Annotated in this window: 27 protein-coding genes; 8 read left to right on the top strand and 19 right to left on the bottom strand. The window is 70.9% G+C overall.

The window, feature by feature from the left end; genetic code table 11:
* Nucleotide 1: 1 nt before the first annotated feature.
* Complete coding sequence (locus Dfulv_RS07465) at nucleotides 2-790, bottom strand: fumarylacetoacetate hydrolase family protein (protein WP_259861909.1); 789 nt, start codon at nucleotides 788-790, stop codon at nucleotides 2-4.
* Between the two features lie 10 nt (nucleotides 791-800).
* Nucleotides 801-2,039 carry an FAD-binding protein gene (locus tag Dfulv_RS07460; protein WP_259861908.1) on the bottom strand — a complete coding sequence of 413 codons (1,239 nt, stop codon included), beginning with the start codon at nucleotides 2,037-2,039 and terminating at the stop codon, nucleotides 801-803.
* 135 nt (nucleotides 2,040-2,174) lie between these two features.
* On the opposite strand from Dfulv_RS07460, the gene Dfulv_RS07455 reads away from it, so the two are divergent.
* Nucleotides 2,175-2,483, top strand: a complete 309-nt coding sequence (locus tag Dfulv_RS07455; RefSeq protein ID WP_259861906.1) for an excalibur calcium-binding domain-containing protein — start codon at nucleotides 2,175-2,177, stop codon at nucleotides 2,481-2,483.
* Here Dfulv_RS07455 and Dfulv_RS07450 read toward each other — a convergent pair.
* Nucleotides 2,441-3,037: a DUF305 domain-containing protein gene (locus Dfulv_RS07450; RefSeq protein WP_259861905.1), complete on the bottom strand. Its 597-nt coding sequence runs from the start codon at nucleotides 3,035-3,037 to the stop codon at nucleotides 2,441-2,443. The two genes, Dfulv_RS07455 and Dfulv_RS07450, sit on opposite strands and share 43 nt — an antisense overlap.
* Nucleotides 3,038-3,096: 59 nt before the next feature.
* Nucleotides 3,097-3,849 carry a lytic polysaccharide monooxygenase gene (locus Dfulv_RS07445; protein WP_259861904.1) on the bottom strand — a complete coding sequence of 251 codons (753 nt, stop codon included), beginning with the start codon at nucleotides 3,847-3,849 and terminating at the stop codon, nucleotides 3,097-3,099.
* Nucleotides 3,850-4,044: 195 nt separating this feature from the next.
* Here Dfulv_RS07445 and Dfulv_RS07440 point away from each other — a divergent pair, with 195 nt between their 5' ends.
* Together Dfulv_RS07440 and Dfulv_RS07435 are read left to right on the top strand one after the other, a co-directional pair.
* A complete protein-coding gene (locus Dfulv_RS07440; RefSeq protein ID WP_259861903.1) occupies nucleotides 4,045-4,866 on the top strand; it encodes an alpha/beta fold hydrolase in 822 nt (273 codons plus the stop codon).
* An 89-nt stretch (nucleotides 4,867-4,955) separates the two neighbouring features.
* On the top strand, nucleotides 4,956-5,897 hold the full coding sequence (locus Dfulv_RS07435; RefSeq protein ID WP_259861902.1) for an FAD-dependent oxidoreductase: 942 nt from the start codon (nucleotides 4,956-4,958) through the stop codon (nucleotides 5,895-5,897).
* Here the strand turns inward: Dfulv_RS07435 and Dfulv_RS07430 are convergent.
* The 6 genes from Dfulv_RS07430 to Dfulv_RS07405 form a co-directional block, all read right to left on the bottom strand.
* Nucleotides 5,881-6,687: an ABC transporter permease gene (locus tag Dfulv_RS07430; protein ID WP_259861901.1), complete on the bottom strand. Its 807-nt coding sequence runs from the start codon at nucleotides 6,685-6,687 to the stop codon at nucleotides 5,881-5,883. The two genes, Dfulv_RS07435 and Dfulv_RS07430, sit on opposite strands and share 17 nt — an antisense overlap.
* Nucleotides 6,684-7,613 (bottom strand): ATP-binding cassette domain-containing protein, encoded by a 930-nt coding sequence (locus Dfulv_RS07425; protein ID WP_259861900.1) that lies wholly within the window; start codon nucleotides 7,611-7,613, stop codon nucleotides 6,684-6,686. Before Dfulv_RS07425 ends, Dfulv_RS07430 begins: the two co-directional genes overlap by 4 nt.
* A gap of 88 nt (nucleotides 7,614-7,701) precedes the next feature.
* Nucleotides 7,702-8,157 carry a hypothetical protein gene (locus Dfulv_RS07420; protein ID WP_259861899.1) on the bottom strand — a complete coding sequence of 152 codons (456 nt, stop codon included), beginning with the start codon at nucleotides 8,155-8,157 and terminating at the stop codon, nucleotides 7,702-7,704.
* A gap of 65 nt (nucleotides 8,158-8,222) precedes the next feature.
* The gene (locus Dfulv_RS07415) at nucleotides 8,223-8,672 is read right to left on the bottom strand and encodes a barstar family protein (protein WP_259861898.1); all 450 of its coding nucleotides are present in this window, start codon (nucleotides 8,670-8,672) and stop codon (nucleotides 8,223-8,225) included.
* A complete protein-coding gene (locus Dfulv_RS07410) occupies nucleotides 8,669-9,493 on the bottom strand; it encodes a 3-methyladenine DNA glycosylase (RefSeq protein WP_259867495.1) in 825 nt (274 codons plus the stop codon). Before Dfulv_RS07410 ends, Dfulv_RS07415 begins: the two co-directional genes overlap by 4 nt.
* Nucleotides 9,494-9,528: 35 nt before the next feature.
* Nucleotides 9,529-9,897 carry a DoxX family protein gene (locus Dfulv_RS07405; protein WP_259861897.1) on the bottom strand — a complete coding sequence of 123 codons (369 nt, stop codon included), beginning with the start codon at nucleotides 9,895-9,897 and terminating at the stop codon, nucleotides 9,529-9,531.
* 54 nt (nucleotides 9,898-9,951) lie between these two features.
* Here Dfulv_RS07405 and Dfulv_RS07400 point away from each other — a divergent pair, with 54 nt between their 5' ends.
* The gene (locus Dfulv_RS07400) at nucleotides 9,952-11,286 is read left to right on the top strand and encodes a PQQ-dependent sugar dehydrogenase (RefSeq protein WP_259861896.1); all 1,335 of its coding nucleotides are present in this window, start codon (nucleotides 9,952-9,954) and stop codon (nucleotides 11,284-11,286) included.
* Here the strand turns inward: Dfulv_RS07400 and Dfulv_RS07395 are convergent.
* From Dfulv_RS07395 to Dfulv_RS07375, 5 genes are read right to left on the bottom strand one after another with little or no spacing between them, the layout of a single operon-like run.
* The gene (locus Dfulv_RS07395; protein ID WP_259861895.1) at nucleotides 11,270-13,318 is read right to left on the bottom strand and encodes an amylo-alpha-1,6-glucosidase; all 2,049 of its coding nucleotides are present in this window, start codon (nucleotides 13,316-13,318) and stop codon (nucleotides 11,270-11,272) included. The two genes, Dfulv_RS07400 and Dfulv_RS07395, sit on opposite strands and share 17 nt — an antisense overlap.
* Nucleotides 13,315-13,572 (bottom strand): hypothetical protein, encoded by a 258-nt coding sequence (locus Dfulv_RS07390; RefSeq protein WP_259861894.1) that lies wholly within the window; start codon nucleotides 13,570-13,572, stop codon nucleotides 13,315-13,317. Before Dfulv_RS07390 ends, Dfulv_RS07395 begins: the two co-directional genes overlap by 4 nt.
* Nucleotides 13,565-15,121 (bottom strand): radical SAM protein, encoded by a 1,557-nt coding sequence (locus Dfulv_RS07385; protein WP_259861893.1) that lies wholly within the window; start codon nucleotides 15,119-15,121, stop codon nucleotides 13,565-13,567. Before Dfulv_RS07385 ends, Dfulv_RS07390 begins: the two co-directional genes overlap by 8 nt.
* Nucleotides 15,118-15,498, bottom strand: a complete 381-nt coding sequence (locus Dfulv_RS07380; RefSeq protein ID WP_259861892.1) for a hypothetical protein — start codon at nucleotides 15,496-15,498, stop codon at nucleotides 15,118-15,120. Before Dfulv_RS07380 ends, Dfulv_RS07385 begins: the two co-directional genes overlap by 4 nt.
* Nucleotides 15,495-16,265 carry a prolipoprotein diacylglyceryl transferase gene (locus Dfulv_RS07375; RefSeq protein WP_259861891.1) on the bottom strand — a complete coding sequence of 257 codons (771 nt, stop codon included), beginning with the start codon at nucleotides 16,263-16,265 and terminating at the stop codon, nucleotides 15,495-15,497. Before Dfulv_RS07375 ends, Dfulv_RS07380 begins: the two co-directional genes overlap by 4 nt.
* A 102-nt stretch (nucleotides 16,266-16,367) precedes the next feature.
* On the opposite strand from Dfulv_RS07375, the gene Dfulv_RS07370 reads away from it, so the two are divergent.
* Nucleotides 16,368-17,381, top strand: coding sequence for an endonuclease/exonuclease/phosphatase family protein (locus Dfulv_RS07370; RefSeq protein ID WP_259861890.1), 1,014 nt, complete (start codon nucleotides 16,368-16,370; stop codon nucleotides 17,379-17,381).
* 136 nt (nucleotides 17,382-17,517) lie between these two features.
* Nucleotides 17,518-18,003, top strand: coding sequence for a hypothetical protein (locus Dfulv_RS07365; RefSeq protein WP_259861889.1), 486 nt, complete (start codon nucleotides 17,518-17,520; stop codon nucleotides 18,001-18,003).
* Between the two features lie 37 nt (nucleotides 18,004-18,040).
* On the opposite strand, the gene cimA is transcribed toward Dfulv_RS07365, so the two are convergent.
* Nucleotides 18,041-19,642: a citramalate synthase gene (gene cimA, locus Dfulv_RS07360; RefSeq protein ID WP_259861888.1), complete on the bottom strand. Its 1,602-nt coding sequence runs from the start codon at nucleotides 19,640-19,642 to the stop codon at nucleotides 18,041-18,043.
* Between the two features lie 334 nt (nucleotides 19,643-19,976).
* Between cimA and Dfulv_RS07355 the strand changes: the two genes are divergently transcribed.
* Both Dfulv_RS07355 and Dfulv_RS07350 read left to right on the top strand, forming a co-directional pair.
* Nucleotides 19,977-20,507, top strand: a complete 531-nt coding sequence (locus Dfulv_RS07355; protein ID WP_259861887.1) for a carboxymuconolactone decarboxylase family protein — start codon at nucleotides 19,977-19,979, stop codon at nucleotides 20,505-20,507.
* Nucleotides 20,508-20,693: 186 nt separating this feature from the next.
* Nucleotides 20,694-20,963 carry a hypothetical protein gene (locus tag Dfulv_RS07350; RefSeq protein WP_259861885.1) on the top strand — a complete coding sequence of 90 codons (270 nt, stop codon included), beginning with the start codon at nucleotides 20,694-20,696 and terminating at the stop codon, nucleotides 20,961-20,963.
* Between the two features lie 48 nt (nucleotides 20,964-21,011).
* Here Dfulv_RS07350 and Dfulv_RS07345 read toward each other — a convergent pair whose 3' ends face one another.
* From Dfulv_RS07345 to serA, 3 genes are all read right to left on the bottom strand, one after another.
* Nucleotides 21,012-22,109 (bottom strand): branched-chain amino acid aminotransferase, encoded by a 1,098-nt coding sequence (locus Dfulv_RS07345; protein ID WP_259861884.1) that lies wholly within the window; start codon nucleotides 22,107-22,109, stop codon nucleotides 21,012-21,014.
* 153 nt (nucleotides 22,110-22,262) lie between these two features.
* Nucleotides 22,263-23,291: a 3-isopropylmalate dehydrogenase gene (locus Dfulv_RS07340; protein ID WP_259861883.1), complete on the bottom strand. Its 1,029-nt coding sequence runs from the start codon at nucleotides 23,289-23,291 to the stop codon at nucleotides 22,263-22,265.
* 142 nt (nucleotides 23,292-23,433) lie between these two features.
* Nucleotides 23,434-25,044 (bottom strand): phosphoglycerate dehydrogenase, encoded by a 1,611-nt coding sequence (gene serA / locus Dfulv_RS07335; RefSeq protein WP_259861882.1) that lies wholly within the window; start codon nucleotides 25,042-25,044, stop codon nucleotides 23,434-23,436.
* Between the last annotated feature and the right edge of the window lie 215 nt (nucleotides 25,045-25,259).

The raw sequence follows: 25,259 nt of genomic DNA, 5'->3' as shown, positions 1-25,259 counted from the left end.
CCTAATCCAAGGTCAGGACCTTGTTGCTGAGCGCGCCGATGCCCTCGACCGAGACCACGACCTCGTCGCCGGCCGCCAGGGGGCCGACGCCGGCCGGGGTGCCGGTGAGGATCACGTCGCCGGGGAGCAGCGTCATCACATGTGACACATATGACACGAGCGTCGGCACGTCGAACACCATGTCCTTGGTCCGGCCCAGCTGGCGGACCTCCTCGTTGACCTCGCAGCGGACCTCGACGTCGCCGACGTCGACGCCGGTGACGATCCACGGGCCGATCGGGCAGAACGAGTCGAAGCTCTTGGCCCGCGTGAACTGCACGTCCTTGCGCTGCAGGTCACGGGCGGTGACGTCGTTGGCGCAGGTGTAGCCGAAGATGGCCGCGGCGGCACCCGCCCGGTCGACCCGGCGCGCACCGGTGACACCGATCACAACCGCCAGCTCGGCCTCGTGCTCGACCTGCTGGGACTGCGAAGGCAGCCGGATCGCGTCGTTGGGGCCGATGATCGAGGTGGACGGTTTGAGGAAGAGCAGCGGCTCCTTCGGCACGTCGTTGCCGAGCTCGGCCGCGTGGTCGGCATAGTTGCGCCCGACACACACCACCTTGCTGGGCAGGATCGGCGAGAGCAGTCGCACGTCGGCGACCGCCCAGCGCTGGCCGGTGAACCGGAGCTCCCCGAACGGGTGCCCGTCGATCTCGGCGACGGTCAGGCCGGCTGGGCCCGCCGAGGGCTCGCCCTCGACGACCCCGAACGACATGCCACTGCTGTGGGCAAAACGAGCGATACGCACGGTCGGAAATCTACTCCCCGAACAGATGCCGCCGCACGAACGCGTTGCGGAACTTGCCGCCGGGGTCGAGCCGCCCGGCCAGCTCGGCGAAGTCGGCCGAGCGCTCGTATCCCGGTGCGTGGTGGAACACCTTGCCCCAGTGCGGCCGCGGGGCCAGGTCAGCCAGCTCGGCCTCGAGCGCCGCGACCGCCGGCAGCACCGCCTCGGTGTCCGGCACCCAGGTGAAGTGCAGTGCCACGCTGCCGCGGCGGTAATGCGGGCTGAGCCACAGCTCGTCGGCGGCCACGGTGCGGATCTCGGAGATCTGGAGCACCGGTGTGACGAGGTGCCGGACGCGCTCGACGGCCGCGAACGCGGCCACGGCGTCGTCTGCCGCCACGAAGAACTCCGACTGCAGCTCCTCGCCACTGCTCGGGGTGAACTCCAGCTTGAAGTGCGGCAACCGCGTGTGCCACGGCCCGGGCACGTCGCCCTGCTCGGTGCAGTTGTCCGGCGAGACCCCGGAGATCGGGTGCCGCGGACCGTCGGCCGGCTTGGCCCCGAACAGCTCCCCCGGCGCCGGCTCGCCGTCGTCGAGCCGCTTGAGCCAGACCTGGTCGACCGTGTCACCGGCCCAGTCGGTGAAGAGGCTGACGCTGTAGGCACTCGTCGAGATCTCCCGCCAGTGGGCGTCCAACTGGCCACGCGGCAGGTCTTCGAAGACCGCTTGGCGGATCTGATACGCCCTGGAGACGTCCAACGTCACCCGCACCACAACACCGAGCGCCCCCAGGGAAACCACGCTCCCGGCGAAGGCGGGGTCGTCGCGGCGCAGCTCGACGAGCTCGCCGTCGGCGGTGACGAGTTGCAGCCCCGCGATCGCGGTCGCCAGGTTGCCGAGGCCGGCGCCCGACCCGTGGGTGCCCGTCGCGACCGCGCCGGCGACCGAGATGTGCGGCAGCGAGCCGAGGTTGTGCAGCGCGTAACCGGCGGCGTGGAGGTGCGCGGCCAGCTCGCCGTATCGCACGCCGGCGGCCACGCTGACCGTGCCCTCCTCGGCGTCGATGCTGATCTCCTGCGGCAGGCCGGCGACGCTGACGAGATCGGCCGGCGTGTCCGCGATGCGGTTGAACGAATGGCCCGACCCGAGCACACGCACCTGCTCGGCGGCGGCGACGATCTCCTGCACCTGCTCGACCGAGCTCGGACGGTGCACCCGCGCCGGGGCGAACTCGATGTTGCCTGCCCAGTTCCGCAACCGCCCGGCCATGCCGCCTCCTCGATCAGGTGCGGCCGAGTCTATGACCGGCGACTGACATTTCCGCCCGGCCGAGATGGCCGACCGGCACCGAACGCGACCGATCGGCTACTGCCTTACGGATCCGGTCGCGGGGACACTTCGCCGGTGACCTACCAGCCCGGATCCCGGTTCGGCACGCCGCAGCAGAACCGCAACCGCGTCTTGATCGCGGTTGCCGCCGGGGTGTTCGCGCTCCTGGCCCTGTGCGGGATCGCCGTGGCCGCGGCAGGCACGGGCAAGCCGCCGGCGAGCAACTGCCACCCGAGCTACCGGCCGTGCGTGCCGACCGCGTCGGACGTGGACTGCGCCGGCGGCGGGGGCAACGGCCCGAAGTACGTCCAGGGGCCGATCACCGTCATCGGGCCCGACGTCTACGACCTCGACCGGGACGGCGACGGGGTCGCCTGCGAATAGCCTGCCTCGTTGACGTACCGCAGCATCTGCTGGATCTCGGCCGTGCGGGACGCGTCGATCCGCTTGGCCAGGTCGAGCGCCCCGGGGTTGACACCGGACCCGACCTCCATCCGCGCGATCTCGATCGCGTTGTGCTGGTGTGCCACGAGCATGTTGAGGAACTTCTCCTCGAACTCCGGCCCGCTCGTCGCCGCCAGGGCAGCGATGTCGGCCGCGTCGGTGCCGTGCGCGCCGCCGTGGCCGTCGTGCGAGCCGGGCGCGGCGGTCGGCGGCTGACCCCAGGACTCCAGCCACACCTGCATCGTCTTGATCTCGTCGGCCTCGGTCACCTCGATCGCCGCGGCCAGGGTGCGCACATCCTCGCGGACGGCCTTCGTGCGGGCCAGCCGCAGCATCTCCAGGGCCTGGCCGTGGTGGGCGACCATCATCTGGCTGAACATCACGTCGGTGTCGTTGTAGACCTTCGAGGTGGCCGACACGGAGGAAGGCTGTGCCGGGGCGGCGGCACAGCCCGCCAGCAGGAAAGCGATGAACAGCAGTGACAAGCGCTTCACGAAAGCCTCCCGGAGGTGGTGGCGCCCTCCGCAGAGAAGAGGGCGCCACCGGATGACGGTCAGACGCGCAGCCAGAGGGCCGGGACGTTGGGCGGTTCCCAGCCGGTGATGGCGGTGTGCGCCTGCCGGCACTGATAGGTCGCGCCGCCGTAGGTGACCCGGTCACCCACCTTGTACGCGGTACCGACCGCCCACGTGCCGCCCGGGTTCGGCGGCGGGGTCGTCGTGGTCGGCGTCGGGTTGGGACGCGTCGGCGTCGGCGTCGGCTGGGTCGGCGTGGGGTTGGGGTTGCCCCCGCCGCCACCGACCTGGAGGTCGACGCACGAGTAGAACGCGTTGCCCGTGTCGGCGACGTTCCAGCGGGCGAGGACGAGGATCCGGCCGGTACGCCCACCGAGACTCACGTTGTGGGAGACGGTCGCGGCCGGCTGGCGCCCGCCGTCGTCGAAGACCGCGATGCGGGTCCCGCCGACGAAGTACTCCCAGGTGCTCGTCGCGTGCCGGGCGGTGATCACCCAGTTGAACGTGACGTTGTTGCCGACGGAGGTGGCCGGCCAACCCTTGTTCGGGTCGTTGAGCTGGGCGAACCGGCTGTTGCCGCCGCTGCAGCTCATCAGGCCCTTGGGCCCTTCGACGCTCTGCGGCTCGTAGACGATCTCGCCGCAGTTGGCGACGCGCCCCTGCGCGCACATCGCCTGTCGGCTCGGCGGTGAGGAGATGTACCCGTGTGCGCTCGCGGGTGACGCGCTCACCAGCAGTGACGCGCCGACGGCCGCAAGCCCGAGAGGTACCAGCGTGAATGCTCTTCGCATCCAATCGCTCCCTTCCAGCGATGGGGGTGATGCCGCCAATGTAAAGGAAGGATTGTTAACAGTAAATAACCTTTATGGAACTTGCTCGATGGAGCGCTCTCACTTAAGCTAAGGTTCAGCGATTTTTGAGACTCCGGGGTTTATCCGGCGCTGTCGCGGTCAGCACTCGTGGACCGCGACAGCGAGGAGACGCAGATGCCTTCCATCAGCACGCCAGACGGCACCCGGATCTTCTACAAGGACTGGGGATCGGGCCGGCCGGTCGTGCTCAGCCACGGCTGGCCCCTCAGCGCCGACGCGTGGGACACCCAGCTGATGCTGCTGGCGTCCAACGGGTTCCGCGCCGTCGCCCACGACCGGCGCGGCCACGGCCGGTCCACGCAGACGTGGGGCGGCAACGACATGGACACCTACGCCGACGACCTGGCCCAGGTGCTGGAGCAACTCGACCTCCGCGACGCGATCCTGGTCGGGCACTCCACCGGCGGCGGTGAGGTCGCCCGCTACCTGGGCCGCCACGGCACCGCCCGGGTGGCCAAGGTGGTGCTGGTCGGCGCCGTCCCGCCGCTGATGCTCAGGACCGACAGCAACCCGGAGGGCACACCCATCGAGATGCTCGATGCCATCCGGGCCGGGCTGCTGACCGACCGCTCGCAGTTCTACCAGGACCTCAGCGTGCCGTTCTACGGCGCGAACCGGCCCGGCGCCAACGTCTCCCAGGGCGCCCGCGACCAGTTCTGGCGGCTGGGCATGCAGGCGGGGCTCAAGAACGCCTACGACTGCGTCAAGCAGTTCTCCGAGGTCGACTTCACCGGAGACCTGCAGCGGATCGACGTCCCGGTGCTCGTCGCGCACGGCGACGACGACCAGATCGTGCCGATCCGGGCCGCGGCGGCGAAGTCCGTGCAGCTGCTCAAGGACGCGACACTCAAGGTGTACGAGGGCGCGCCGCACGGCATCCACGGCGACTACGAACGGGCGTTCGACGCCGATCTGCTGGAGTTCTGCACGAGCTGAAGCAGGCGCCGCACGACCGGGGTCACTGTGCGCTCGGCCCAGGCGAGCCCGATGTCGACGACACCGCAGGTGACTGCTTGCATGGAGCCATGACCGACGTGATCGTTCTCGGCGCCGGCGTCGTCGGGCTGACGTCCGCGGTGCGGCTGCTCGAGGCGGGGGCCCGGGTGACCGTGACGACCGCCGACGAGCCGGCCGCGACCGTGTCGGCCCTGGCCGCCGCGGTGTGGTACCCGACACACACCGAAGGCGACCCGCGGATCCTGGAGTGGGCCCGCCGCACGTACGACGAACTGAGCGTCCAGGCGTCCGGCGGTGTGCCCGGCGTGGTGCTCCGCCCGACCCGCATGCTGCTGCGTGCGCCGGCCGCGGCGCCGTGGTGGGCCGCCGCGGTGCCGGACTTCGCGGCGGTGCCCGGTGAGTGGCGGTTCACGGTGCCGTCGGCCGAGATGGAGGTGTACCTCCGGTGGCTCGCCGGCCGCGTCACGGCGCTGGGCGGCACGATCGTCACCCGTCGGATCGCCCGGCTGGCCGACCTGGCCGGCGAGGCGCCGGTCCTGGTCAACGCGACCGGCCTGGGTGCACGGACCCTCGCGGGCGACCCGGCCGTGCACCCGGCCCGCGGGCAGATCGTCGTGGTCGCCAACCCGGGCCTGGTGACGTCGGTCCGCGACGAGGACCACCCGGAGGGGATGACGTACGTCCACCCGCGCAGCCGCGACGTCGTGCTCGGCGGCACCTTCCAGCCGGGCGACTGGGACACCGCCCCCGACCCGGCGACGGCCGCGGCCATCCTGCGCCGTTGCATCGGGCTCGTCCCCGAGCTGGCCGGCGCCGCGGTGCTCCGGCACGCCGCCGGCCTGCGCCCCGCCCGCCACGGCGGCGCCCGGATCGAGGTCGACCCCGTGCCGCTGCCCGGCGGCACGAGGGTCGTCCACAGCTACGGCCACGGAGGTGCCGGGGTCACCCTCTCCTGGGGCTGCGCCGACGAGGTGGCCGACCTCGTCGGCCGGATCACGCGTCCCGCTTGACGAACAGGAAGGTCGCGACCGCCAGCAGGAGCACGGTCCAGCCGGAGAACACCGCGAAGCCCTGCCACTGAGTGAGCAGCGGGTCGTCGGGCAGGGTCGGCTGGAAGACGAGCTGGCCGGCGTTCGTCGGCATCCAGGCGTTGACGTACTCACCCCAGCGGCCCGGCAGCAGGGCGGTCAGGTTCGACACGATGAGGATCAGGCCCAGCACGCCGGTGATGGCACCCGCGGTGTGGCGCACGATGGCGCCGAACGCCAGCGAGAACAGGCCGAGCACCGCCGTGTACAGGCCGGCGCCGACGACCGAGCGCAGCACGCCCGGGTCGTTCAGCGAGAGCGTGATGTGCTCGGCGATGATCGCCTTGCCGACGAAGAACGCGGCGAACGACAGGATCTCGCCGACCACCAGCATCAGGGCCGCGAAGACCAGGATCTTCGCGGCGAGCACCGTGAACCGGCGCGGCTGGGCCTGCAGCGTCGAGCGGACCATCCCGGTCGTGTACTCGGCCGAGATCACCATGACACCGAGCACCGCGATCACCAGCTGGGCGATGAAGATCGGCTGGTTGATCACGATCTGGAGCGGGGAACTCTGCAGGACGGCGTGATCCTCCGGGGACGCCTTGTCCCACTGCAGCATGATGGCCCAGGCGATCACCGACATCAGGCCCAGCGAGATGCCGGCCATCGCGGTCAGCGACCACATCGTCGAGCGGACGGTGCGCAGCTTCGTCCACTCGGAGCGCAGCATGCCGCCGAGGCCGGCACGAGGCAGTACCAATTCGGTCATCGGATCTCCTGGGAGGTGGACGGAACGGCGGCGTGGTACTCGACGCTGTCCCTCGTCAGTTCCATGAACGCCTGCTCAAGCGACGCCTGCAACGGCGACAGCTCGTGCAGCCGGACGCCGCGCTCGAAGGCGAGGTCGCCGACCCGCTGCAGCGGCAGCTCGGTCACGAGCAGCGCGCCGTCGGGCTCGGCGGTGACCTTGCCGCCGGCGCGGGTGACCACCTCGGCGAGGAGGGCGCTGTCGGGCGTACGGACACGGACGGCGAGCGCGGAGTTGCGGTCGATGAACTCCCGCACCGTGCAGTCGGCGATCATCCGGCCGCGGCCGATCACGAGCAGGTGGTCGGCCGTGTGCTCCATCTCCGACATGAGGTGGCTGGAGACGAGCACCGTGCGCCCTTCGGCGGCCAGCGACTTCATCAGGTTGCGGATCCACAGGATGCCCTCGGGGTCGAGGCCGTTGACCGGCTCGTCGAACATCAGGATCCGCGGGTCACCGAGCAGCGCGGTCGCGATGCCGAGCCGCTGGCCCATGCCGAGCGAGAAGCCCTTGGACCGCTTCCGCGCGACCCCGGACAGGCCGACGATGTCGAGCACCTCGTCGACCCGCCGGCGCGGCAGGTTGTTGCTCTGCGCCAGGCAGAGGAGGTGGTGGTACGCGCTGCGCCCGCCGTGGATGGCCTTGGCGTCGAGCAGCGCACCGACCTCACGCATCGGGTTGTCCAGTGCGGCGAACGCCTTGCCGTTGACGGTGACCCGGCCGCTGGTCGGGGCGTCCAGGCCGAGGATCATCCGCATCGTCGTCGACTTGCCGGCGCCGTTGGGACCGAGAAACCCGGTGACCTGACCCGGCCGGACGGTGAACGACAACTTGTCGACGGCGATCCGTTCGCCGTACCGCTTGGTGAGGCCGACAGCCTCGATCATGAGAGGGTCCTTCCGCCCGTGCGTCTGCTACGAGCGGAAAACTAACGAGGTGATGCTGTGGGGGCGCTAAGAGAAGCTGTGAGCCCCCTCAGCGAGGGCGCTCATAGGTCATGTCGAAGTCGCGCAGCCAGGTGCGGCCGTCGCCCGAACGCTCCCAGAAGGCGGAGATGCTGTAGCCGTCGTCACTCAGGACGCCCTTGAACCGCTGGTGGAACCCTTCGGCGGCGCGCCACATGCGCCATTCGCGGCCGACGAGGCTCAGCCCGTACACCCTCAGGGCTCCGCGCGCGTCGGAGTAGAGCATGGTGAAGGCCTCGCTGCTGTCGTCGTAGCCGATGACCGATACGGTCGGGAACGGCGAGTTCTCCAGCCAGTCCCGCGGCACGTCCTCCCCGGGCGGACCGGCATCGGCACGCTGCACGAGGAACTCGCCTTCGTCGGCCCACGCGAAGCTCGTCCAGCCGCGGCTGGTGACCACGCCGCCGACGGTCGCCTCCATGTCCCACAGGCCCAGCAACGGCCGCAGCCGCCGCACCTCGCTCATGCCGTCCGTCCTCGTTTCGGATGGGGTCGGGGGGATTGACAAGATCGTACGGGCCGATCGCCGCGTCAGGAACGTGGATGTTCGGGTCCGAACGGTCGGTCGAAGTCGTCTCCGTCACCGATGGCGAAGACGTGCACCGGCATGGGTGCGCCGGCGGCGTGCTCCAGCAGCGCCCAGCCGGCCTCCGCCGCGGTCGCGGGCGCGGCCGACTCGATGTCGTGCCACAGGATCGCGACCGGGATGCGCTCGTCGTGTGCGGCGAGATAGTCGGCGAAGCTGTCGGCGAACGCGTCCCAGTTGTTGCCGTAGTGGTCCGGGAAGCCGAACACGGCGGCCAGCGCGCGGTGTGCCCCGGCACGGGAGGTCATGGCGCGGCCGTCGAGGTCGACCCGGTGATAGGACCAGCGGTCGAGGAACCGGGACAGCTCGGGCAGGGCATCGGTGTGGACGCGGTAGAGCGGGCCCGAGCGCAGCCACGGCAACTCGCCCCGCACCCACGGCGTCCCGCCGGTCACGGGTCCTCCCCCATCGCGAGAAACCGGTCGCACTCGGCGATCAGCCGGGCGCGCAGCGGCGCGGAGCGCTCGGCGAACGACCGCTGCGCCTCGACGTATCGCGACCGGCCCTCGACCGTCTCGATCCGGACCGGGTCGTAGCCGAGCCCGGCGAGGTCGTAGGGCGACGCCCGCATGTCGAGCGTGCGAATGTCCCGGGCGAGCTCGAAGCAGTCGGCGACCAGCTCGGCCGGCACCAGCGGGGCGAGCTTGTAGGCGTGCTTGTAGAGGTCCATGTTGGCGTGCAGGCACCCCGGCTGCTCGTTGGCGTGCTGCCCGTCGCGGGTGGGCTGGAGGAGGTTCAGCGGCCGGGCGGGTGCGGTGTAGAACCGGAACGCGTCGAAGTGGCTGCACCGGAGCCGGCCGGCCGCCACGACCGCGTCGGTGCCGGCCGATCCGAGGCGCAACGGCCACGCGTTGTGCCGGATCTCGTCCGGGGTCTGGCGGTAGACCATGGCCCACTCGTGCAGCCCGAAGCAGCCCAGGTGCGGCGGCCGGGACGCGGTGGCGGCGAGCAGTCCACGGATCCAGGCGATCGCCGGCTGCCGCCGCGTGACGAGCCCGGCCGGGGCGGCGCTCTCCTCGTCGCCCTCGAGCCCCACACCGGCCCCGGGGTGCCAGCGCCGCAGCTGGGCCGGACGATACGAGTAGTAGGTGAACAGGAAGTCCTCGACGGGATGCTTCTGTCCCCGCTTGCGCCGCTCCAGGTGCGGCACGATCCACGCGTCGACCCGGCCCTCGTGGGCGGCCCGGCGGGCCTCCCACGTCGACCGGTCGAGCATGGTCAGCGTGCGCACCCGCCCAGTTTATGGCCCGTTCAGAGCCCGGCGAAACGGCCGATCGCCACCGTGAGTGCCAGCGCGAACAGCAGTGTGTTGGCGGCCACGCTGCGCGGTTCGCCCAGGCGGGAGTGCGACCACGCGGCGCCCACCATCACCACACACAGGCCGGTCGCCGCCAGCGGCGTGAGCACGGGAAGGATGCCCGTCGCCCACGGCAGGACGAGCCCGAGCGCGGCGAGCATCTCGCACACGGCGGCGAACCGCACGACCGGCATCGGGAACAGCTGGATGCCGGTCTGCCCGGTCGCGACGAGCCGCTCCCGGCTCATGGTGCTCTTCGCGGCGCCCGAGCCGGCGAACACGACGGCCAGGACGCCCTGCAGGATCCACAGTGTCAGGTTCATGGTGGATGGACGGAACGGGCGGGCGAAGCGTGACAGGAGAGTAGCGTCACATCCATGCGCAAGCTCTGGGCCGCCGTCCTCGCCTGTTCGCTGGCCCTGGCCGCTTGCTCCGAGGACCCCGCCGTCGCGCCGGCCGGGTCCAGGCCCCAGCCGGGGTCCGCGGCGCCGTCGTCCGGCCCGGGCCCGTCCGCCGTGCTGGGGCCGCTGTCCCGCGTGCGGATCCAGGTGCCCGACAGCCTCGCCACAGCGCCGTTCAACCAGGCGCGATACCTCAACCTGCCGGCCGGCTGGACCGCGTCGGTCTACGCGCGTATCGAGAAGGCACGGTTCATGGCGCTGACGCCGAGTGGCGACCTGCTCGTGTCGCAGCCCGGCGCCGGGAAGATCCGGATCGTGCGGGGCGGCCGAGTGTCGGAGTTCGCCGGCGGGTTGTGGCAGCCGCACGACATGGTGTTCGCGCCGGCGAACGGGCGGATGTTCCTGTTCGTCGCCGAGTCGAACCGGGTCGTGCGGTATCCGTACGACAACGGTGACCTCACGGCGCAGCAGGGCCAGGTGGTGGTCGACGGACTGCCCGACAGCAGCACGCCCGAGTTGCGCGGCGCCTACGCCCACCAACTGAAGAACATCGCGGTGAAGGACGGGAGGCTGTACCTGTCGATCGCCTCCACGTGCAACGCGTGTGTCGAGGACACGGTCAGCGATCCGCAGCGGGGCGCCATCTACACGTATGCGGCCGGAGGTACCAACGCCGACCGCAAGCTGCTGGCCCGCGGCATCCGCAACGCGGAGGGCCTCGCGTTCCGGCCGGGCACCGACGAGCTGTGGGCCGTCGTCAACAACCGCGACAACACGCTGGTGCCGGACGACCGGGACGTCGACGGCGACGGGAAGTCGGACAAGGGCAAGAGGATGCCCCAGTTCGTCGACGACTACCCGGTGGAGGAGGTCATCAAGGTCCGCGACGGCGGCTTCTACGGCTGGCCGTTCTGCAACCCGGACAGTGACAACGGCATCCACGACATGCCGTTCCACCGCGACTACGAGCTGAACCGCGACGGGCAGCACGCCGACTGCGCCAAGGCCGACCCGATCGACCTCGGCCTGGCCCCGCACAGCGCACCGCTGGGGCTGACCTTCTTCAACGGCGCGGCCATAGTGCCGTTGCACGGCTCGTGGAACCGCACGAAGCCGGCCGGTTACAAGGTTCAGTACATCCCCTGGACCGCGACCGGGCCGGGCGACCCGGTGGACCTGGCCACCGGATTCGTCGAGGCCGACGGCAAGTGGTGGGGCCGCCCGGTGGACGCCGCCGTCGACACCGACGGCACGCTGCTGATCAGCGACGACGGCAGCGGCACCGTTCTGCGGCTCACGCCGCCGAAGTAGCCGGCCCGATCCGCGCCGGGGACCCGTCGGCCGACAGGAACACCACGCCGACGGGTCCATTGTGGACCGTCAGGGCGCCGGACGCGTCGACGCTCACGTCGAGCTCGCCGTCGGCGATCTTCAGGCCCCGCACCCGGAACGCACCGACCGGCGAGGGCGCGAGCGGGGCGAACGTGATCCGCCCGTTCGGCACGTCGACGTCGAGCCCGAGCAGGGCCGTCAGGATCGCCGGACCCGCCGCGGCGGCCCACGCCTGGGGCCGGCACGCGGCCGGGTAGGGCGTCGGCAGGTCGTCGCCGCCGAAGAGCTCCGGCAGCCGGAAGTCGAACCGCTCCCCCGCGTCCAGCAGCGCCCGGACGACGGCCGCCGCCTCCTCCGCGTGCCCGTCGCGCACCAGCCCGAGGAGCGCGATCGCCGTGTCGTGGGGCCAGACGGAGCCGAGATGGTACGAGAGGTCGTTGTACCCGGCCGAGGACGGCGCGACGGTCCGGATGCCGAACGGCGAGCGCAGCTCGGCGAGCTTCCCGGCGACCGCGGTGCTCTCTCCCGTGTCGAGCAGGCCGGTGCCCAGCAGGTGTCCCATGTTCGAGGCGATGCTGTCGACCTGCTGCCCGGTGCCGTCGAGCGCGATGGCGGGATAGCCGCCGGGGCACCAGAACGCGGCGCGGAAGCGCTCCGCCAGGTCGGCCGCCCACGCGCGCCACCGCCCGGCTCCCTCGCGGCCGAACGACTCCAGCAGCCAGGCCGCGTCGACGGCCGCCTGGTACGCGTACGCCTGGACCTCACTGAGCGCCAGTGGACCTGTCGCGAGCCGCCCGTCGGCGTGCTGGACCCCGTCGCCGGAGTCCTTCCAGCCGTGGTTGGTCAGGCCCTTGCCGCTGGACCGGTAGGCGATGAAACCGTCGTGCCCGGCCAGCCACTCGAGCGCCCGCTCCACATTGGACAGCAGCGGCTCGACCGCCGCACGCGGCATGCCCCAGCGGTAGGCGTCGGCGAGGGTGCTGACGAAGAGGGCCGTCGCGTCGACGGTGCCGTAGTAGACCGGCGGCAGGTAGTAGGCGGCGTCCGGGGGCCGGACCTCGTGCAGGATCTTGCCGGGCTCCTCGTCGGTGTCCGGGTCGGACTTCACGCCCTGCCGCTTGGCGAGCGCGCGCAGTGTGCCGGCGGCGACCTCGTGGCCGAGCGGCAGGCCGAGCCGGGCGGCCCAGAGGGAGTCGCGGCCGAAGAGCGTGAGGTACCAGGGACTGCCCGCGGTGTAGTAGACGTCCTCGCCGTCGGCGCGGCGCAGCGCGTCGAGATCCTGCACGCTCGCCCGGATCAGCGCGTCGAGGCGCCGGTCGTCGGCGGCGACCCGCAGCGTGCTGAACCGCTTGCTGCGCGCGACCGGCGGCACGTCGGTGCGGGTGAAGCGCAGTTCGGCCGACCACTCGCCGCGCGGCGGCACGGTGACCCGCCAGCGCAGCGGCCCGGCGTCGCCCGGCGGGGTCGCCTCGACCGTGACCGCCATGCCGTCGGCCGCGCGCCAGCCGTCGGAGACCGCGGCTCCGGCCGTGCCGTCCTTGACCGCGCTGATGCTCGCGAAGTCGGTCGCCGCGTCGACCGCCACCTCGACGGTCAGCGTGGTGTGGGAGACGTTGGTCAGCGTGATCGTCTCGGTGCCGCCGAGCGGCTCGGCGAGCCGCCGCCGCGACAGCGTGACCGTCGGGTCCGGGCTGTCGTCGACGAGCCCGGGCAGTACCGCCACGAACCGCGCCGACGCGGCACCCGTGCGTTGCGCGGCCACGGGCACGGGCTCCACGCCGTCGACGGTCACGACCAGCCGGGACACCACCCTGCGGTCGTTGACGTAGAGGCCGTCGGCGCCGCCGGTGAGCTGGCCGGACGGGCGCGAGAGCCAGGTGGCCGGTGCGGCGACACACGTCACGTGCTCGTGCAGGTAGGGCTGCGCCATGTTCTTCCTCTTGACAAGCCGCTTCTCCGGCTTCGGCGAACCGTTCGGGTTCCGGTTCAGTGCGGGCGGCAGGTCGCTCACGGCAGCCAACCGTAGACCTGCCACCCGACGCCGACCACCCCCGCGAGGGCCAGGACACCCAGGTAGGTCAGGACGAGCCGGGTGTCGCGCAGGACGCACTTGGACCGGGTCAGGCCCTGACGCCGCGCCCGCAGATATCCGAAGAAGCCCAGCAGCGCGAAGCCCACGACCGCGATCGGGCCCAGGATCCAGGCGAGGGCCGCGATCGTCGCGTAGACGCAGAGCCGGAGCGGGTCGTAGGGCTTGTCAGCCACGGCCGGCGACCCGCGGCAGACGCTGGATCGACAGCAGCGGCCACGCCTGCACCGCACAGAACGGCGCGCACTGGTCGCGGTCCTCGGCGCCGCGGGTCGCCACGTGGACGCAGCACTGCAGCAGGCGCTCCTCGATCATCGTGTGCATGTCCATGAACGGCTTGACGGTGATCCGCTTGACCCGTTCGCCGAGCATCTTGCGCAGCCGGTTGCGGCCGCCGGGCAGCGACGAGGAGACCAGCGTCGTGAGGGTGGAGATGCCGAGATCGCAGTTCTCGCAGATGTCGCGCCACAGCTGACCGACGTCGGGGTGGGACAGCGACGACTGCTCCGACAGCAGGCCCAGCAACGAGTCCTTCACCGCCGCCCGCAGCGCCGCCGGGAGCTGGACGTCGGCGATCCGGTTGGCCACCAGCTCCGGTGCCAGGTCGAGGAATGACAGCAGCCGGTCGTGCCCGATCAGCTTCGTCATCGACTGCCACTGCCCGGCGTCGTCGCGCAGGAGGTATCCGACCGAGCAGCAGTGCGGGTGCGAGCACGGCAACGCCGTGAGGTCGCGCCAGGTGACCAGGTCGCCGGTCTGCGGCCCCAGCCGGGCGAGGACCCCGGTGTGGGTGAGCCGGTCGAGGGGATCGATCGGACCCGAACGACCCGAGCCGAACTGCGGCTGCAGCGAGATCCCGCCGACGTAGGGCGTGTCGAGGGCCCGCTTGACGACCGCGCCGATCTCGTCGTCGTTGACGCCCAGCGCGCAGGTCATGGTCAGCGTGGTGAAGATGCCGCGGGACGAGAGCCGGTCGATCGCCTGCTCCTTGAGCCGGCGCAGGTCGGCGCCGCGGTGGTGGCGGGAGGCGCGCTCGGTGACGCCGTCGTACTGGAGGTAGACCTCGACCCGCTCACGGTGCTCGGTCAGCAGGTCGAGCAGGCCGTCGTCGCGGGCGATCCGGACCCCGTTGGAGTTGACGAGGACCCGCACGACGTTGCGCGTCGCGACCTCCCGCAGGAGTTCTTCGAGGTGGGGGTACAGGGTGGGCTCGCCGCCGGAGAGCATGAGCACGTCGATGCGGCCGTTCTCACGCGAGAGCTTGGTGTCCACACTCGCGAGGACGTCGGCCAGCGGCACCACACCCTCGATCGCCGGCGAGGAGTCGGTGAAGCACGTCGGGCAGCGCAGGTTGCAGGTGTCCGTCAGGTCGGCCAGGAGGATGCACGTGTGCTGGGTCTGCATCTCCGGCAGCCCGTCGAGATACGCCGACGGCACGGGTGCGAAGTTTCCGGCCAGGTCGGGGATGTGCGACTTGGTCGGCGCCGTCCACTGCTCGAGGTACCGCAGGATCTCCGGGTCCTCGTCGTAGAGCGTGCGGATCAGGCCGTGGCTGGGGCAGCCGCGCTCCAGCCAGATCCGGCCGTCACGCTCGGCGAGCCAGCCGGAGAGCCGCCGCACGTCCTGGAGTGGCCGGTCGGGCCGCTCGTCGTGGCAGTGCGGGCAGAAGGCGTTGACGTACCGGTGGATCCGGTCCCCGCGCAGCTGCATTCCCGTATCGGTCATGACGCTCCCTGGCTGTTGACGATGGCGATGCAGACGCCGATCCCGGCGATCGGAAAGATCAGAACGCTGACCGCCCAGCCGATGATCAGGCCGAGGCCGATCCCCCGGTCCTTCTGGGCGATCCACACGATGCCGAGGATCAGGCACGCGATGAACAGCAGGACCTGGAGCAGGATCTCGAGGTAGATGCCGAGCAGCGCGTTCTCGCTGTTCTCGGACATCGCGAAGAGGAACGTGGCGAGCACGCCGAGCCCGATCGCGGCCACCTGGCCCAGGGCGGCGAGCCCGATCCCGGCGAAGACCTTCTTCCCGCGGATCGGGCGCTCCTCGCCGGGCGGTGGCGGGACGGTCCAGTTGTTCGGCGGTGGCGGCATCATGTCGTCACGGTCTCCGCTCGGTCGGTGCGCGCCCGCCAGGCGTAGCGGGCGGCGGCTAGGGGCACGCAGGCCAGGAGAAACAGCTGGGATCGGGTGAGCCCAGCGGACACGATCTCATTGCCGCGCACGAACTCGACGCCGAACCGGAACGTGGCGTACGCGGCAAGGTACAGCGTGAAGAGGCGACCCGGTGTGGTGACCCGCTTGCGCAGGGCGAGCAGCGCCACGAAGGCGGCGGCGTGGAAGAGGATCTCGTAGGCGAACGACGGGTGCAGGGGCACGCCGGCCGGCACGTGCATGGCCGCCGCCTGCCCGGCGTCGAGCGTGACACCCCACGGCAGGCTCGTCGGCGTGCCCGGCGGCTCGGCGAAGAAGCATCCGAACCGGCCGACCGCCATGCCGATCGCGACCGCCGGGGCGAAGAGATCGCCGGTCTTGTACGGGTACCGCGCGACCCGCTTCGCCACGAGCGCGCCGACGTAGGCGCCGACCAGGCCGGAGAGGATGCTGCGATTGCCGTACGCCCACTGCTCGATCAGCGTCGCGTTGTCGCGCGGGTCGAGGTGCTGCGCCCAGGTGCCCAGCCGGGCGAACAGCGCTCCGCCGGCGAGGGCGCCGGCCAGCACGTACCACAACCGCTCGTCCTGCGCCTTCCGCCGCCGGACCTCCCACAGGAGAACCAGGGCGGCGACCCCGATGCCGAGCGCCACAAATGCGTCGTGCGTGAGGATCGCCACCGGACCGAACCGCGCGATCACCGGGTGCACGGCTGCCGAGCCTAATGCCAGACGACCCGGAACGGCACGGAAAGGCGCCGAGCCGACATCACCGCGGGCCCGGGGCTGGCGCGGCTGCTCTACCCTGACGGGATGGTCAGCACCGAGGAGACGTTGCCCGTCGCCCCTCCGGAGCTCCCGCGCCGGCGGCGATGGCTCACCGCACTCGTGTGGCTGATGGTGGCGCCGTTCGTGATCTGGGCGGCCGCCCGGGTGTTCGGGCTGGAGAGCGGTTTCCCGACGGTACAGCTGATCGCCTTCACGCCGTATGTGGCGGTCGCGTCGTTCGTCCCGTTGATCGTCGCGATCCTCACCAAGCGGATCTGGCCGGCCCTGCTGGTCGCGCTCGCCACGATCGCGCTGGCCGCCTGTGTGCTGCCGCGCTGGATCGCCGACAGCGACCCGGGCCCGGACCAGGGACCGTCGCTGCGGGTCATGAGCGTCAACATGCTGCTGGGGCAGGCCGACCCCGCGCAGATCGTCGCCCTGGTCCGCAACCACAGGGTCGACCTGCTGGCGCTGCAGGAGTACACCGACGAGGCGAAGGCGGCACTGCGCCGGGCGGGTCTCGACGACCTGTTGCCCAACGCCGTGTCCTACCCGCGGCCGGGCGTCAGCGGATCGGCCGTGTACAGCCGCTTCTCGATCGCCGACCAGGGATACCGTCGCTTCGTCTCCGACTTCGGGCAGGCCAAGGCCGGCGTGACCGTGCCCGGCGCCCGGGAGCTGCACGTCGAGTCGGTGCACCCGTGCGCGCCGGCGACGAGGTCCCGCGACAACTGCTTCGTCGCCGACCTGGCGGCGCAGCCCGCGGCCACGCCCGACGGGCCGGTCAACATCCTGCTCGGTGACTTCAACGCGACGCTGGATCACGAGGCGTTCCGCCAGGTGCTCGCCAAGGGCTACCGCGACGCCGCGGACGTGGTCGGGGCGGGGCTCGTCACGTCGTGGCCCTACGACGAACGGTGGTACATCCCGGGCGTGACACTCGACCACGTGGTCGCCGACAAGCGGGTCGGGGTGCGGAAGGTGACGGTCCACCGGATCACCGGCAGTGATCACAAGGCCGTCTACGCGGAACTTGTGCTGCCGAAGGGCGAGAGCTGAACCGGCCGTTCGTGCCGGATCCGGCAGAAGACCTCACTCCGGCGTACCTCCGGCTATACGCGGTTCGTTGGCCGGGAGTACCTTCACGTACGGATCGGGCGGACCGCCCGGACATGAACCATGTTGGAGCAGATGGGTGACACGAACCTTCCGCAGCCTCGCGGTCGCCTTTGTCGTGCCGCTTGTCCTGGGCATTGCCGGGTGTTCGGACAAGAGTGACGAGGGCGGCGAGTCGGCTGACGACCGCCCGACGGTCGAGGTGACGGCGCAGCCTCAGGATGCCGCCACCGCTCAGGTCACCGCCGAGCAGTTGTTCGACAGCCTGTCCGACGGCGACTGGGCGGGAGCCTGGGACCTGTGGACGGACCATGCGAAGGCGGCGATCAGCAAGGACGCCTACGTCGATCTCGTGTCGACGTGCGCGACGCAACAGGGCAACTACCTGGTGACCGCGGTGACGCCGGTCGACGACTCGACCGCCACCATCAAGTGGTCGCACACGCCCACCGGGAGCGCAAACAGCCAGGCCGGCACCAGCACGGTCCACTACCAGAACGGCGCGTGGCGGTTCGAGCCGGACGCGGCCCAACTGGCGGCGTTCAAGCAGAACAAGTGCCCGTAGGCGGTGGGGCCGCCGTCCGGCGGCCCCACCGCATCGGTCAGACGCGCACCTGGTGCGAGAGGCCGTAGCTCAGCGCGTCGACGAGTGCCTGCCAGCTGGCCTCCACCACGTTCTCGTGGACACCGACGGTGGTCCAGTCCTCGCCTGTCGACCGGGTCTCCACCAGCACCCGGGTGACCGCACCGGTGCCGTGGCTGCCCTCCAGGATCCGGACCTTGTAGTCGGCGAGCTCGAAGCGGGACAGCTCGGGGTAGTGCTTCGTCAGTGCCACCCGCAGCGCCTCGTCGAGAGCGTTGACCGGGCCGTTGCCCTCGGCGGTGGCGATGACCCGCTCGCCGCGGACCCGCACCTTCACCGTCGCCTCGGACACCACCGCGCCGTCCTCGCGGTGCTCGACGAGCACCCGGTAGGACTCCAGGGCGAACGGGCGCGGCAGCGCGCCGTCGGCGAGCTCGGCGCGGGCCAGCAGCTCGAAGGAGGCGTCGGCGGCCTCGAACGACCACCCGCGGGCCTCCAGGTCCTTGACGCGGTTGGTGACCCGCGACAGGGCTTCCGGATGACCGGCCAGGTCGATGCCGAGCTCGCGCGCCTTGAGCTCGATGCTGGCCCGACCGGCCATCTCGGTTACCAGAATCCGCATGTCGTTGCCCACGACGACGGGGTCGATGTGGTTGTAGAGCACGGGATCCACTTTGATCGCGCTCGCGTGCAGGCCCGCCTTGTGGGCGAACGCTGACGACCCGACGTAGGCCTGGTGGGTGTCGGGTGCGATGTTGGCGATCTCGGCGATGGCGTGCGAGACGCGCACCATCTGCTCGATGCAGCCGTCCGGTAGGACCGGCATGCCGAGCTTGAGTTGAAGGTTGCCGACGACGGCGAAGAGGTCGGCGTTGCCGGGCCGCTCGCCGTAGCCGTTGGCGGTGCACTGGAAGTGCGGGACGCCGGCCTCGACGGCGGCGACGGTGTTGGCGACGGCGCAGGAGGTGTCGTTCTGGCAGTGGATGCCGAGCCGGGCGACGGCCTCTTCCGGGCTGATGCCGAGGGCCACCGCGAGCCGCTCGCGGACCTCGCCGACCGTGCGGGTGATCAGCGACGGCAGCATGCCGCCGTTGGTGTCGCACATGACGGCCGCCTCCGCGCCGGCCCCCAGTGCCGCCGCCGCGACGCTGGCGGTGTAGTCGGGGTCGAACCGGTAGCCGTCGAAGAAGTGCTCGCAGTCGAGGAAGACCCGCCGGCCCTCGGCGACGAAGTAGGCGACCGTGTCGCGGACCATCGCGAGGTTCTCCTCGGCGGTCGTGCGCAGGGCCCGCTCGACGTGGCGCAGGTCGGACTTGGCGACGAGCGTCACCGCCGGGGTCTCGGCGTCGAGCAGCGCACGGACCTGGGCGTCGTCCTGCACGCGGACGCCGGCCTTCCGGGTGGAACCGAACGCCACGAACACCGCGTGTTTGAGGTTCAGTTCGGTCCGCGCTCTCCGGAAGAACTCGGTGTCCTTCGGCAACGCTCCCGGCCAGCCGCCCTCGATGAACCCGACGCCGAACTCGTCGAGCAACCGCGCCACAGCGAGCTTGTCGACCACGGAGTAGCTGATCGCCTCGCGCTGGGCACCGTCGCGCAGTGTCGTGTCGTACACCTGCATGGTTTGTCTCCTCCTGGCTTTGGCGCTCTCGACTCTCTGCGGGGGTAGGGCCAACAAAAAGACCCCTCGCAAAATGCGAGAGGTCTGCGCGGCCAGCGGACAGATGCTGGGCGCGCTAGGGGCCAATAATGAGCCGAGTCACGTTCGGTAGCTTGCCACGCGGTCGCCGCGGGTGACAGGTGTTTCCGGATTTTGAGAACCCGGGTGATCTGCTTCACGATTCACCCTGTTCGTCACGAAGCTGTAACGCGGATCGGTCAAGGTTTGGAGCAGGTTCGGAGAACGCCGAGAGGCGGGCTCCACGGTCACCGTTGGTGAGGGAGGTGCACGTTCGATGTCGATCTCGGCGCTGAAGGCGGCGCTGCCGCCGTATGCGCGGGACCTCGAACTGAACCTCGACTCCGTGCTCACCGGCGACCTGCTCACCGAGCAGCAGCTCTGGGGCACCGTGCTCGCCTGCGCGATGACCACCCGCAGCGCGCTCGTCCTCCGCGCCGTCGCGGCCGAGGCCGACGACCACCTCAAGCCTGAGGTCGCCGAGACGGCCAAGGCGGTGGCGTCGCGCATGGCGATCCACAACGTCTACTTCCGCGCCAAGCACCTGATCGGTGACGAGGCGTATCAGCACCTGCCGGCGCGACTGCGCCGCCAGGTGACCTCCACGCCCGGGGTCCCCATGGTCGACTCCGAGCTGTGGTCAGTGGCAGTATCCGCGATTACCGGGTGCGGGGTGTGCCTGGAATCGCACGAAAGATCACTTCACGGTGCAGGGGTGTCCCGCGAAGTGGTCGACGAGGTGTTGCGCGCCGCCGCGGTGGTTCACGCGTTGGCGGTAACCCTCGATACAGAGGCGGCTCTCGGCTAACGGGGCTTTCCTCTTGTACGGGTGTCGGAGTGGCGGCTCCGGCACCCGTACGCATATCCGGGTCTTTCGGATGGACGGCGCTGACCGTTGCGGTGTAACTCGCATGTGCACGTTGCGGACAGCCAGGTTGCATCGCGACGATAACGGTCGTTACGCAGCACGTATGCCGGTGGACCTGGGGGCACGATGACCGACGGAGTTCCGAACGACCCGGGCGGGCCACCGCTCGACCCTCCGTCGGGGTGCGCGGACCCGCTGTTGTGGCGGGTGGCTCGGGCCCTGCACGAGGCGCACCGGCCGCGCCCGGACAACTTCTGCGAATGCAAGGCGTTCTGGCCCTGTCCGGACGCGCAACTGGCCGAGGAGGCGTTGCAACTGGCCTACGACCGGCCGGCCCCGCGGGTCAACAGGACCACCCTGGGCCGCAACGCCAATCTGGGCCGCTGGCCCGCCTGACCGCGGCCGATCCCGGAAGGTCGTGGGACCTTCCGGGATCAACCCGGGTCACAGGACGCGGTGGACCCAGCCGTACGGGTCGTCGAACTGGCCCCGCTGGATGCCCACCAGCGTGTCACGCAGCGACATCGTCGTCTCGCCGGCCTTGCCGTCGGCAACCGTGAACTCGCCCTCGCGGTCGCGGACCACGCCGATCGGAGTGATCACCGCCGCCGTCCCGCAGGCGAACGCCTCGCGCAGCCGGCCGCTCACCGCGTCCGCACGCCACTGCTCGTACGAATACAGTTCCTCGCGAACCGTCAGACCTCCGTCACGGGCCAGGCGGATCACCGACTCGCGGGTGATGCCGGGCAGGATCGTGCCGGTGAGCGGCGGGGTGACGATCGAGCCGTCGGCGAAGACGAAGAAGACGTTCATGCCGCCGAGCTCTTCCACGTACTTCTGCTCGACAGCGTCGAGGAACACCACCTGGTCACAGCCGTGCTCGATCGCCTCGGCCTGGGCGATGAGGCTGGCGGCGTAGTTGCCGCCGCACTTCGCCGCGCCGGTGCCGCCGGTGGCGGCCCGCGTGTAGTCGCGAGACACCCAGACGTTGACGGGCTTCACGCCACCCTTGAAGTAGCTGCCGACCGGCGACGCGATGATCAGGAAGAGGTATTCCGAGGAGGGCTTGACGCCGAGGAACGCCTCGCTCGCGTACTGGAACGGGCGCAGGTAGAGGCTGCCCTCCGGATCGCTGGGCACCCACTCGCGGTCGACGCGGATGAGCGCCTCGAGCGCGTCGAGGAAGAGCCGCTCGGGCACCGGAGCCATGGCCAGCCGCTGCGCCGAGGCATGGAAGCGGGCGGCGTTGGCGTCGGGGCGGAACAGCGTGACCCCGCCGTCGACGGTCCGATAGGCCTTGAGACCCTCGAAGACCTCTTGCGCGTAGTGCAGCACGGCGGTCGCCGGGTCCATCGGGATCGGCGCGCGCGGCTCGACGCGGGCGTCATACCAGCCCTTGCCCTCGGCATACCGCACGGTGACCATGTGGTCGGTGAAGATCCGCCCGAAGCCGGGGTTGGCCATCAGCGCGGACCGCTCCGCGGCGGCTACCGGCGACAAGTGCGGACGGATCTCGAAGTCGAGAGTTTCACCGCCGTTCATAGGTGCCTCCACTACACCAGAATCTCGGCACGCGAAGTCTACGCGCCGTGCCTGCAACTTACCCGAACGGACGTTCAATCGCAGCCAGCGCGCGGAATAGCGGACATTTCCGGCCGCGCCCGCGGTGCCGCGGACGCCTGCCGGAAAATGGGCTCACGCCACCGCGGCGGCCAGACGGTCACCGATCGCCTCGGTCGACAGCGCGGACCCAGGGGTCCGTGCCGCCACCTCGGCGCCGACGGCCTCGGAGACCCGCGCGGCGGCCTCGGGGTGACCGAGGTGGTCGAGCAGCAGCGCGGCGGAGAGCACGGCGGCCGACGGGTCGGCGACGCCCTTGCCAGCGATGTCCGGCGCCGAGCCGTGCACGGGCTCGAACATCGACGGGAACGCCCGCTCCGGGTTGATCGAACCGCTGGCGGCGAGCCCGATGCCGCCGGTGACCGCGGCGGCGATGTCGGTGAGGATGTCACCGAAGAGGTTGTCGGTGACGACCACGTCGTAGCGCTGCGGGTTGGTCACCAGGAACATGGCGGCCGCGTCGACGTGCTGGTATTCGGTCTCGATGTCCGGGAACTCGGCCTTGACCGCGTTGAAGGCCCGCGCCCACAGGCCACCGGCGTGCGTGAGGACGTTGGTCTTGTGCACCAGCGTCACCTTGCCCCGCTCGCGCTTCTGGGCACGGGCGAAGGCGTCGCGGATGACCCGCTCGACGCCGTGGCGGGTGTTGAGGCTCTCCTCGGTGGCGACCTCGGCGGGCGTGCCGGGGTGCAGGTTGCCACCGGCGCCGACGTAGAGGCCCTCGGTGCCTTCCCGGACGACGACGAGGTCGATCTCGCCGGGCTTCACGCCGGCGAGCGGGCTGGTCGTGCCCGGCCACAGCCGGGAGGGGCGAAGGTTCACGTACTGGTCGAAGTCGAACCGCAGCTTCAGCAGCAGGCCGCGCTCCAGGACACCCGGCGGGACGCTCGGGTCGCCGACGGCACCCAGCAGGATGGCGTCGTGGCCGCGCAGCTCCTCCAGCACGCTGTCGGGGAGCACCTCGCCGGTGCGGTTGTAGCGGGCGGCGCCCAGGTCGTAGTCGTTCGTCTCGACATCCGGCAGGACGACACGCAGCACCTTCAGCGCCTGCGCCACCACTTCCGTCCCGATGCCGTCGCCGGCCACGACCGCGATCTTCGCCACCACTGCGCCCCTTTCCTCAGACCCGATAACGGTACGCGCTTGTCCTACCTCGTGGACGGCCGTCCCACGATCCAGGAAATACCACAAAAGCGAGGGCGGGGAGCGCCGCCACGCCCCCCGCCCTCTTTGAGAGGAACGTCTGCTATTCGCCGGACAGGTCCACCGTGCTCGCCGCCGTGGCGCCGATCGCCTGCTGCGCCTCGTTGAGCAGGTCCGCCCCGACCGCGTTGTCGACGGTCAGCGTCATGAGCGCCTCGCCGCCGGCCTCGCGCCGGGCGACCTGCATCGCCGCGATGTTGACCCCCGCTGTTCCCAGTATCGACCCGACGGTGCCGACGACGCCGGGGCGGTCGACATATCGGAAGAACAACAGCACCCCCTCGGCGCCGAGCTCGAGGCTGAAGCCGTCGATGTCGGTCAGCTTCAGGGCCTCGCGCGGGCCGGCGACGTAGGTGCCGGACACCGAGGCTACCCGGCCGTCCGGAAGCGCTCCACGCACGGTCACCAGATTTGTGTGATCGGTCGACTCGGCGAACACCGCGAGGGCCACCTCGACGCCCCGGTCGGCCGCCAGGTGCGGCGCGTTGACGTAGGTGACCTGTTCGGCGACGACGCCGCTGAAGAGCCCCTTGGCGGCGGCGAGTTTGAGCACCGACACGTCGTGCGTCGCCACCTCGCCGTGCACCTCGACGGTGACCGAGGAGGCGACCCCGCCGGCGACCGCGGTGAACACCCGGCCGAGCTTCTCCGCCAAGGGCAGCAGGGGCCGTACCTCTTCCGCGACAACGCCGCCGACCTGGACATTCACCGCATCGGGGACGAACTCGCCGTCGAGGGCCAGCTTGACGCTGCGCGCCACGGCCAGGCCCGCCTTGTCCTGCGCCTCGTGGGTGGACGCGCCCAGGTGCGGCGTGGCGACCACGTTGTCGAACGCGAACAGCGGCGACGCGACGCACGGCTCTTTGGCGAATACGTCGATGCCGGCGCCGGCGACCCGGCCGTCGGCGATCGCGTCGGCGAGGGCCTGCTCGTCGATCAGGCCGCCGCGGGCCGCGTTGATGATCCGGACGCCGGGCTTGACCAGTTGGAGCTCGCGGGTGCCGATGAGCCCCACCGTCTCCGGGGTCTTCGGCAGGTGGATGGAGATGAAGTCGCTCTCCCGCAGCAGTTCGTCGAGGCCGAGCAGCCGCACGCCCAGCGCGGCGGCGCGCGCGGGCTGGATATAGGGGTCGTAGGCGACCAGCCGGACGCCGAACGCGGCCATCCGCTGGGCGAACAGCACGCCGATGCGGCCCAGGCCGATGACGCCGACGACCTTGCCGGACAGCTCGACGCCGGTGTACTTCGACCGCTTCCACTCGCCGGCCTTGAGCGCGGCCGACGCGGCCGCGGTGTTGCGCGCGACGGCGAGCAGCAGCGCCACGGCCTGCTCGGCGGCGGAGACGATGTTGGAGGTGGGTGCGTTGACGACCATGACACCACGGGCGGTGGCGGCGGGGACGTCGACGTTGTCCAGGCCGACGCCCGCACGGGCGACGACCCTGAGCCGGGGCGCGGCGGCGACGGCCTCGGCGTCGATCTGGGTGGCGCTTCGCACGATCACCGCGCTGGCGTCGGCGAGCGCCTTGAGCAGCGCCGGGCGGTCGGTGCCGTCGATGTGACGGACGTCGTAGTCGTCGGCGAGCACTTCGAGGGCGGACGGGGCCAGCTCCTCGGCGATCAGCACCACCGGGCGGTCAGGAGGGAGGGTCATACGGCGGTCCTCGGCTCTCAGGCTGCGGCTGGCGTCGATGCGTGGGCGCGGCACTGCACGCCACGCACAAGAGACGGCGACGGGGCCGGGCGGGGGTCGGCCTCCACGCGATCGTAGGCCCGCGGCTCCGACACCCCCTGCCCGCAGCAACGTGAGCGCGATCACAACACCCGTTTGTGTCGATCCCTGCCGGACCCCGACCAGGCCTCCTCTGA

It is taken from the genome of Dactylosporangium fulvum (genome assembly GCF_025137375.1).
Lineage (GTDB): Bacteria > Actinomycetota > Actinomycetes > Mycobacteriales > Micromonosporaceae > Dactylosporangium > Dactylosporangium fulvum.
The sequence above is the reverse complement of the archived record's forward strand: the minus strand, read 5'-3'. Positions and strand labels throughout refer to the sequence as shown.